This window comes from Streptomyces oryzae (genome assembly GCF_017676365.1).
In the GTDB taxonomy this organism is placed as follows: Bacteria; Actinomycetota; Actinomycetes; order Streptomycetales; family Streptomycetaceae; genus Streptomyces; species Streptomyces oryzae.
This window is the reverse complement of the sequence record NZ_JADKMA010000053.1, coordinates 29666-38617: the sequence shown is the minus strand read 5'-3', so window position 1 is coordinate 38617 and position 8952 is coordinate 29666. Positions and strand designations below refer to the sequence as shown.

Below are 8952 nucleotides of genomic sequence, written 5' to 3'. Positions count from 1 at the left end.
GAGTTGAGGGTTCAGCCGATGCGGGCAGGGATCGGTGGGTCGGTCGCGCGGTGGCCGAGGGCGTGGAAGAGCGTGGCCGCCAGCACGATGCCCTCGCGGGCGATGGTGCCGAGCAGGTGCTCGTCGGGAGCGTGCTGGAGGCAGCCGGGATAGGAGTGCGGCAGCCAGAGGGTGGGCAGGCCGAGGATGTCGGTGAAGACATGGTTGGGCAGAGAGCCGCCGATGTTGGGGAGGACGGCGACGGCCTTGCCGGTGGCCTGCTCCAGCGTCGTCCTGGCCCAGTGCACCCATGGGTCGTCGGGCGGTGTACGGCTGGCGGGGAAGCTGCTGTGAACGGATACGTCGACCATCGGATAGCCGCGGGCGGCGAGGTGGTCGGCGATGACCTCCCGTATCCGGCTCACCTCGGTGCCGGCGACGTACCGCAGTTGCAGAACGGCGCGGGCCCGGCCGGGGATCGCGTTGACCGGTTGGTCGATGTCGGCGGAACCGAGCGACAGGACCTCCAGGGTGTTCCAGCCGTACAGCCGCTCGGCGAGGGTCAGGCCGGTCTCGCCCCATCCCTCGTCCGGGGCGGGGTCGCCGGGGCTGCCCGCCACCGCGACCCCGGCCAGCGCCTCCCGGACCTGATCCGGGAGACCGGACGGCAGCAGGGCGGGGACCTGGATGCGGCCGTGTCCGTCGACCAGGCTCGCAATGGCGCCGGCCAGGGTGGTGGCCGGATTGCGCAGGACGCCGCCCCAGTTGCCGGAGTGGTACGCATCCGGGCGCAGGTCGACGTCGAGCAGGAGTCTGACACCCCCGCGCGCTCCGAGGAACAGCGTCGGCGTCGTCGCGTCCAGGCGAGGCCCGTCCGAGGCGATCAGGACGTCGGCCTGTAGCTGATCGCGGTGCCCGACGGCGAAGTCGGCGAGGCCCGGCGAGCCGATCTCCTCACCGGTCTCGAACAGGAAGGTCAGATTGAAGCCGAGCGATCCTCGCTCGGCCAGCAGGAGGCGCAGCGCCGCGAGGTTGACCAGGTGCTGTCCCTTGTTGTCGGCGGCTCCGCGGCCGTACCACCGGTCGCCGTCGGCCGTCAGGGCCCATGGATTGCGACCGTCGCTCCACCGGCCGGCCTGGCCGTCCACCACGTCGGCGTGCCCATAGCAGAGCAGCGTCGGCAGTTCGGGGGACTCCACGCGCGTACCGACGAGGAACGGGCCACCGGAGGGGTCGGGGTTGGCGTACTCGGCCACGGAACACCCGAGATCAGTCAGCTTGGGGACGAGGACCTCGTCCAGGTATGCCTTAACGGCAAGATGACTTCGGGGTTGGGCGCTCTCGGTCGGATAGCCGACCATGGCGCTCAGTTCGGCGAAGAAGGCGCCGGAGTCGATGTACTCCTCGGCCCGCCGGACCAGGTTTTCACAGATCACTGGGCTGCTCCCGGGCATGATGCGGGTAACGGCTGCACAGCGTGTGCCGTGTTGACTCAGGAGCGTAAGGGCGCCTCTTAGTCCTGGCTATTGCCGTTTGTGCGGCCCCGCGTTCTAATCTCGGCAAACCGCTGTCAAACCGCCGTACGCATCGAGTCGGTGGCCAGGTCAGGCGGCACGCCGCCTCGTGTCATGGAGGTCCTGTGCAACTCATGCCGGTCAGCCTGACGTACTTTCTCGAAGTCGCCCGCACGGGAGCGGTGAGCGAGGCAGCCCAGAATCTGCGGATCGCCCCTTCGGCGATCAGCAGACAGATAGCCAAACTGGAGTCCGGGGTCGGTGTCCCCCTGTTCATCCGGAATCCGCGCGGAATGACCCTCACCGACGCCGGATCACGCCTGCTGGCCCACGCCCGCCGCAGTGAGGCCGAATCCTCCGAGCTCCTCAGCGAACTGCGCACGGGCAGCGGCACGGACGTCCGCACCATCACCGTGGCCTGCTCGGAGGGCTTCGCACGCCGCCTCGTCCCGCAGGCGATGGCGGTCTTCCGGCGCGATCACCCGGACGTGACGTTCCAGCTCGACCGCGTGCCCCACCAGGAGGCGACCCGCCGGGTGGCTGAGGGAATCGCCGATGTCGCTGTCACCTACGCGATGGGCCCGCAGCACGACGTACGGGTGGAGTGCGCAGCCGTGGTGCCGATGTCCGCCATCGTCCCGCCCGGACACCAACTCGCCGGCCGGGAGCGGGTCGGACTCGCCGAGCTGTGCGGATACCCCCTCTCGCTGGCTCCGACCGGAACCACCCAACGCGACCTCTTCGACATCGGCGTGCAATTGGAGGGCCTGACCGTCCGGCCGGCGCTGGTCTGCGACGCCATGGCCTCGAAGTACGAGTTCGTCCGCTCCGGTGGCGGCATCGCACTCGTCGGCGACCTTGGCGACCTGCACCCGGATCCGACCGCTGAAGGCGTTGTCTATGTACCGCTCGACCATCCGGTCTTCCGCCGCCGTGAAGCGCAGGTGCAGACGATGCTCGGCCGACGACTCCCCTGGGCGGCAACCCAGTTCGTCGGGTCGCTGGTCTCGCTGCTGCGCCCGTCGGCACCGGCACGATGACCGTGGTGTCCCAAGTCGGCGAGCCAGGGCTTTCCGGGCCTGCACTGCTTGATCACCTGGCTCCGCAGCCTTCATCTTCTCCATCGCTGAGGTACGGGGCGGCTTCCTCGCGGAGGTGGATGCTGACCACCGACACCGCCGTGTGGAGCGACGACGTGTGGATCGTGGACGTGGACTCCACCCCGGTGGAGTGCGGACGCTCCCGCGAGACCGTCAACACTCCGACCTGGCTGGGCCGAGTACGGGTACTGCGCGCTTCGGAGTCCGGTCCGGCAGTAACGGATCAATACGTGCCCACTGGGCATCAGTCAACGACACACCGGACCAACGATCCGATGACCGGAAAGGAACGACCTAGTCCCACGAACCCCGCGCCGCGGGCAGCGCGGCGATTTCCGCGAGGTCTTCCGCGGTGAGCACCAGGCTGGCGGCGCGGGCGTTCTCGGCGACCCAGTGGGCCTTCTTCGTGCCGGGTACCGGGATCACATGGCGGCCCTGGGCGAGCACCCAGGCGAGGGCGATCTGCGCGGGGGTGGCGTTGCCATGGCGGCGGGCCACCCGGCGCAGGCCGGCCACGATCGGCTGGTTGGCAGCCATCATCTCGGCGGTGAACCGGGGGTGCCGGGCGCGTACGTCGTCGGGCTCGAAGCCGCCGCCGGTGGTGAGCGCGCCGGTCAGATAGCCGTTGCCCAGCGGCATCGCGGCGAGGAATCCGATGCCGCGCTGCTCGCACCACGGCAGCAGGGCGGTCAGCGCCTCCCGCGACCAGACCGACAGCTCGGCCTGTACGCCGCTGACGGGGAACACCTGCTGGACGCGTTCGAGCTGCCGTATGGTCCCGTCGTGAATACCGGCGCCCGCTCGCCGGTCCGCGCGGGCGCCGACGGCGCAGAAGCCCAGGGCGCGCACCTTGCCCGCCGTCACGAGGTCGGCCATCGCACCCCAAGTCTCTTCGACCGGCACTTCGGGGTCGGCGCGGTGCAGCTGGTAGAGGTCGATCACATCGCTCTGCAGCCTGCGCAGCGAGGCGTCACAGGCGCGTCTGACGTAGCTGGGGCGGCCGTTGGCGACGATGTGCTGCTCGCCCACCAGCAGCCCGCACTTGGTGGAGACGAACGCCTCCGAGCGCCGCTCCTTGACCGCGCGCCCGATCAGCAGCTCGTTGGTGAACGGGCCGTACATATCGGCGGTGTCCAGCAGCGACATCCCGGCATCCAGCGCGGTGTGCACCGCGCGCAGGGAGCTCTCGCCGTGCTGCTCGGAGGTGGAATAGGCCCAGCTCATCGGCATACAGCCGAGGCCCACGGCGCCCACGCCGAGAGCTGCCGCACCAATTGTCCTGCGCTCCACCTGGCTCCCGCTCCCTCCGGACGGCCCCCAACGTAACGGTTGCCCCCGGTGTCACACACGTCCGTTCCGACCCCACCGGCCACTCTGCCTGGCGCGGCCCCCGACTAGTCTCTCTCCATGGCTGATGCGACAGAGATCTGGCTCGCGCTCCCGCCCGAGAGCGTCGATGGCCTGCCGGACACCCTGACGTACCGCTACTGGGCCGGGGAGGAGGAGTTCCCGGCGGACCCTGCCGACTGCGCCTTCTACGTCGTGCCCTATTACGTGGGTGCCGAGGTCGCCGTAAGGCCGCTCGCCCGGATGACGGGGATCCGGGTCGTCCAGACCCTCACAGCGGGGATCGACCACATCGCCTCCGCCATCCCACGCCTCCCCGCCGGTACGCGGGTGTGCAACGCCCGCGGCGTGCACGACGCGAGCACCGCCGAGCTCGCCCTCGCGCTCACCCTCGGCTCCCTGCGTGACCTGCCCGGATCCGTCCGTGCGCAGGACCGCGGCGAGTGGCTGCCCGACTTCCACCCGGCGCTCGCCGACCGCACGGTGGCGATCGTCGGGTACGGCGCGGTGGGCGAGGCGACGGAGCGGCGGCTGCTGCCCTTCGAGGTCGCCGCCGTGCACCGCTTCGCACGCTCGGCCCGGAACGCTCCGCTGGGTCCGGTCCGGCCGCTGAGCGAGATCGGCGAGGTGCTGCCGCAGGCGGACGTCGTGATATTGACGACGCCGCTGACCGACGAGACCCGCGGTCTGGTGGACGCGGACTTCATGGCCCGGATGAAGGACGGGGCGCTGCTGGTCAACGTCGCACGGGGCGCCGTGGTCGACACCGAGGCGCTGCTCGCCGAGACGGGCACCCCCGCCTCGGCCCCGGGCGCGGAGGACGGCGTTCCGGGACGGCTGCGGGCGGCACTTGACGTGACGGATCCGGAACCCTTGCCCAAAGATCATCCGCTCTGGCGGATGCCGGGCGTGCTGATCACCCCGCACCTCGGAGGGCCCACTTCCGCTTTCTACCCCCGAGCCAGACGACTCCTCGGCGCGCAGCTGAGGCGCTGGGCGGCCGGTGAGGAGCTCGAGAACACGGTGGCCGTGGCGTAGTCCCCGTAAACACCCCGAGGCCGTGAGAGACCACGCTACGGATCCGTACGACTGCACCCTGTACTGACCTTCCCTCTTATGGTTACGGTCTGTATTGGGACTATGTCCCTGAGTGACGAACCTGGTGTATCGTCCCGAGCGGGGGGCGAAACCCGGACACGAGGGGGGCGACGGGCGAATGCACGATCAACGGACGAACTGCCGCGCGGGACGCAAGGACAGCGCCCGCGAACATCCCAACTGTCAAGCACGACCCCCGCGTTGCGGCGTGCCGCCGCACGCGTCCCGCAACGGCCGGGCCGGCTCCGTCAAGTGGCCCCCGTCTCCACGGGTGGCGCGATGACTACCCACGAAGCGGCCCCGAGGCGGGGCCCGTACTGGAACAGCGCTCCCAGCTCGCGCCCCGGCGGCGCGACCCGGAACGAGGCGACGCACCCGGAGCAGACGCCGCAGGCACTGCACAGCGGGCCGTCGGCGCCAGTCCGGCAGAACCGACAGAAACGGCAGGCCCAGCAGGCCCAGCAGGCTCAGCAGGCCCGGCAGACCCAGGGATCCCAGCCGACCCACTCGACCCGACCGGCACGGTCGGCAACGTCGGAGCTGTGCGGAAGAGGCTCCGACTCCGGTGGACGCGTCGGCCTGCTGCCACAGCTGGCACTCATGGTGATCTGCGCGGCCTACGCCGTGGGCGCGGCCTTCGGCTGGGGTTCGGAGACGGTCGCCGTGTTCATGGGCGACTTCGGTCTCAGCGCCGCCGCCCTGCTGGCCGGCAGCTCGTGCCTGTGGTACGCGCACACCCAGCGACGGGAGGCCGCGCAGGCAGCCGCGGCGTACGAGCCGGCGTCGGCACGCGCCCGGCTGGACGCCAGCCGGCCGGCCTGGGTGCTCTTCGGCGTCTCCTCGCTGATGGCGGGGCTCGGCAACGCGGTATGGGGCTGGTACGAACTGGTGCTCCGCCAGCAAGTGCCGCGGCCCTCCCTCGCGGACTTCTGCTTCCTGCTGTTCGCACCGCCGGCCATCGTGGGACTGCTGGTGCTGGCCAAGCGCCCGGTGACCCGGGCCGGCTGGGTCTGCCTCAGCCTCGACGCCTGGCTCATCGGCGGCTCGCTGCTGACCCTCTCCTGGTCGCTCGCGCTGGCCCACACGGCCTACTGGGCGGGCGACTCGGTGGCCAGGGCGGCGCTCAACCTGGCGTATCCGCTGCTGGACATCGTGCTCGTCAGCATGGTGCTCGCGCTGCACTTCAGGCGCTCGTCGGCACACCGCAGCGCCATCAACACCGCGATCGGTGCGCTCGCCCTCACGGTGCTGTGCGACGCGCTGTTCACCTCGCCGATGCTGCGCGAGCACTACGCCTCCGGACAGCTGCTGGACGCCGGGTGGTTCGCCGGCTCGCTGCTCCTCGCGTACGCGCCGTGGGTCGGCAGGAGCGGCAGGAAGCGCACGGACGGCGACGACGACAAGAGGGGCAAGGTGGAACCGGTGCCGCCGCAGCCGCTGGCCGCCACCGACCGGCAGGCCGAGGCGCGGGCCACTCACCCCAGCCGCCCCATCTCCGGCTCGCTGAGCGCGCTGACGCCGTATCTCGCGGCCGCCGTGTGCACGCTGGGCATCCTCTACAACTCGGTCGACGGGCACGACATCGACCGGGTCGTCCTCTACACCGGCTGCACGGTGGTCCTCGCGCTGGTGCTGCGGCAGGGCATCATGCTGCTGGACAACATCACACTGACGAGGGAACTGGCGCAGAAGGAGAACCACTTCCGCTCCCTGGTCCAGGGGTCCAGCGACGTCATCATGATCACGGCCGCCAGCGGCATGCTGCGCTACGTCTCACCGGCCGCGGCAGGTGTCTACGGGCGGGACGCCGAGGACATGGTGGGCTGTGAGCTCTCCTCCCTCGTCCACCCCGAGGACCTGGGCCAGGTCAACCACGAGCTGCGCCGCTTCCTGGCCGGCTCGGCCGACCAGGAGACCAGCACCCGCATCGAGTGCCGCTTCCGGCACGGCGAAGGGCACTGGCTCAACGTGGAGTCCACGGTCAACCGCTACCAGGGCGGGCTGATCTTCAACAGCCGGGACGTCACCGAACGGGTGAGACTCCAGGCGCAGTTGCAGCACAACGCCTCGCACGACGCGCTCACCGACCTGCCCAACCGCGCGCTGTTCACCGAGCGGGTCCGGCAGGCCATCGGCGGCCGGCGCGGCGGCGACTGCGGCACGGCGGTGCTCTTCATCGACCTGGACGGCTTCAAGGCGGTCAACGACACCGTCGGCCACCAGGCGGGCGACGAGCTGCTGGTGCAGGCGGCACGGAGACTGCACGACTCCGTACGCTCCGGCGACACCGCGGCGCGGCTGGGCGGCGACGAGTTCGCCGTGCTGATCAGGGGCGACGGCGAGCCCGGGCGGATGCCGGACGCGGAGCGCGAGCTGCGCATCCACGACATCGCCGACCGGCTGCGGATCACCCTCTCCGACCCGTACCGCGTCGAGGGCACGGAGGTGCGGGTCGCCGCCTCCATCGGGATCGCCTTCGCCGAGCCCGGCATCACGCCCAGCGCCCTGATGCGCAACGCGGACCTGGCGATGTACCGCGCCAAGCAGGCGGGCAAGGGCCGGGTGGAGCTGTACGCGCCGCAGATGCAGGCCGAGGTGGTCAAGCGGGCCGAGCTGGCGGCGCGGCTGCGCAGCGCACTGCACGACGGCGAGTTCGCGCTGCTGCACCAGCCGATCGTGGAGCTGGCCAGCGGCAAGATCACCGCCATCGCGGCCGAGGCACGCTGGCGCTCGGCCCAGGGCATCCTGTTCACCCCGGCGGAGTTCCTGCGTACCGAGGGTGCCTCGGCGCGGGAGGCGCGCGGGGCCGGCGGCGAGCGGGCCGCCGAGGTGAGCCGCTGGCTGCTGGAGGAGGCGGTTCAGCAAGCAGCCGCCCGCCAGCGTGCCGGGTACGGCGCACCGGTGACCGTACGGCTGCCCGCGCGGCGGCTGACCGAGCCGGGCATGGAGCCCCGCTCCATCGGCGCCCTGCTGGCCCGGCACGGGCTGGCCGCCGCACCGGGGCCCACGGGCGGCACCGCGCTGGGCGCCCCCGCCGCCAACGCCGGGGTGCCGGGCGCCCCGGGGGCGCTGATCCTGGAGCTGTCGGACAGCGATCCGCGGATCCCGCTGGACGAGCTGGAGCGGCGGCTGACGGCGCTGCGCCGGCTCGGGGTGCTGATCTCGCTGGACGGCTTCGGCAGCGGCTATGCGGCGATCTCGGCCCTGCGCAGGCTGCCGGTGGACATTCTGCGGCTGGACCGTGGGCTGACGGACGGGATCCTGGAATCCACCCGGCAGCGCAAGATCACTTCCGGCCTGCTGCGGATCGCGGGGGACCTGGGTCTGACCACCGTCGCGGAGGGCGTCGACCTGCCGGAGCAGGCCACGCTGCTGCGTGAGATGGGGTGTACGCACGGTCAGGGTGCGGTCTTCTCCGGGCCGCTGGACGAGCACCGGCTGCGTTCGGCGCTCGGCCGTGGGGTCTATGCGGTGCCCGAGTCCACCCGCAGCGGTGGCGCCTCCGGGTACGGCGAGGAGCACCCGGAGGGCAGGGACGCGGCCGTGGCCGTGGCGGCGGGGGTGCCCGCGGCGCGGAGCGCGGGCGCACTGGCCGTACGGCAGGAGGGCGTGGACCCGCTGACGCACTCGTCGGCGTCGCCCAAATGCTGAGACGGCTGTCCCACACACTTGACACCCGGGGCTTGACGGGGAGAAGGTCAGTGCCATGCGCACCCGAATTCTCGTACTTGGACAGCGCGTCGGCTGACCGCGGGACCCTCCATCCCGCGACCACCAGCGGCGCGCTCCCCTCGCTTGCCTCACGGCACGGGGGGTTTTTTGTTGCACCAGCGCGTTTGAGCACATGCAGCGGTAGCCCGAAAAACCCGCCCAGAACGAGCGTCAATCCCCACCACGAGCGTCAACCCTCACTC

The 8952-nt window shown here is 71.1% G+C and carries 5 protein-coding genes and 1 pseudogene; 4 read left to right on the top strand and 2 right to left on the bottom strand.

Annotated elements, in window-relative coordinates; all coding sequences use genetic code 11:
• Nucleotides 1–11: 11 nt before the first annotated feature.
• Complete coding sequence (locus tag ITI46_RS12875) at nt 12–1415, bottom strand: M20 family metallopeptidase (protein ID WP_209239641.1); 1404 nt, start codon at nt 1413–1415, stop codon at nt 12–14.
• A gap of 212 nt (nt 1416–1627) precedes the next feature.
• Between ITI46_RS12875 and ITI46_RS12870 the strand changes: the two genes are divergently transcribed.
• Both ITI46_RS12870 and ITI46_RS36235 read left to right on the top strand, forming a co-directional pair.
• Nucleotides 1628–2533, top strand: a complete 906-nt coding sequence (locus ITI46_RS12870; protein ID WP_247745905.1) for a LysR family transcriptional regulator — start codon at nt 1628–1630, stop codon at nt 2531–2533.
• A 122-nt stretch (nt 2534–2655) separates the two neighbouring features.
• A pseudogene (locus ITI46_RS36235) lies at nt 2656–2797 on the top strand (IS982 family transposase); the annotation flags it as partial.
• Nucleotides 2798–2887: 90 nt separating this feature from the next.
• Here the strand turns inward: ITI46_RS36235 and ITI46_RS12865 are convergent.
• The gene (locus ITI46_RS12865; RefSeq protein ID WP_209239639.1) at nt 2888–3883 is read right to left on the bottom strand and encodes an aldo/keto reductase; all 996 of its coding nucleotides are present in this window, start codon (nt 3881–3883) and stop codon (nt 2888–2890) included.
• Nucleotides 3884–4000: 117 nt separating this feature from the next.
• Between ITI46_RS12865 and ITI46_RS12860 the strand changes: the two genes are divergently transcribed.
• On the top strand, nt 4001–4978 hold the full coding sequence (locus tag ITI46_RS12860; protein WP_209239638.1) for a 2-hydroxyacid dehydrogenase: 978 nt from the start codon (nt 4001–4003) through the stop codon (nt 4976–4978).
• A gap of 660 nt (nt 4979–5638) precedes the next feature.
• A complete protein-coding gene (locus ITI46_RS12855) occupies nt 5639–8689 on the top strand; it encodes a putative bifunctional diguanylate cyclase/phosphodiesterase (protein WP_247745898.1) in 3051 nt (1016 codons plus the stop codon).
• Nucleotides 8690–8952 lie beyond the last annotated feature (263 nt).

What these genes read in the sequence shown, in the direction of transcription:
- ITI46_RS12870 (WP_247745905.1), top strand. Translation starts at nt 1,628, where the DNA reads ATGCCGGTCAGCCTGACGTACTTTCTCGAAGTCGCCCGCACGGGAGCG.
- ITI46_RS12860 (WP_209239638.1), top strand. Translation starts at nt 4,001, where the DNA reads ATGGCTGATGCGACAGAGATCTGGCTCGCGCTCCCGCCCGAGAGCGTC.
- ITI46_RS12855 (WP_247745898.1), top strand. Translation starts at nt 5,639, where the DNA reads ATGGTGATCTGCGCGGCCTACGCCGTGGGCGCGGCCTTCGGCTGGGGT.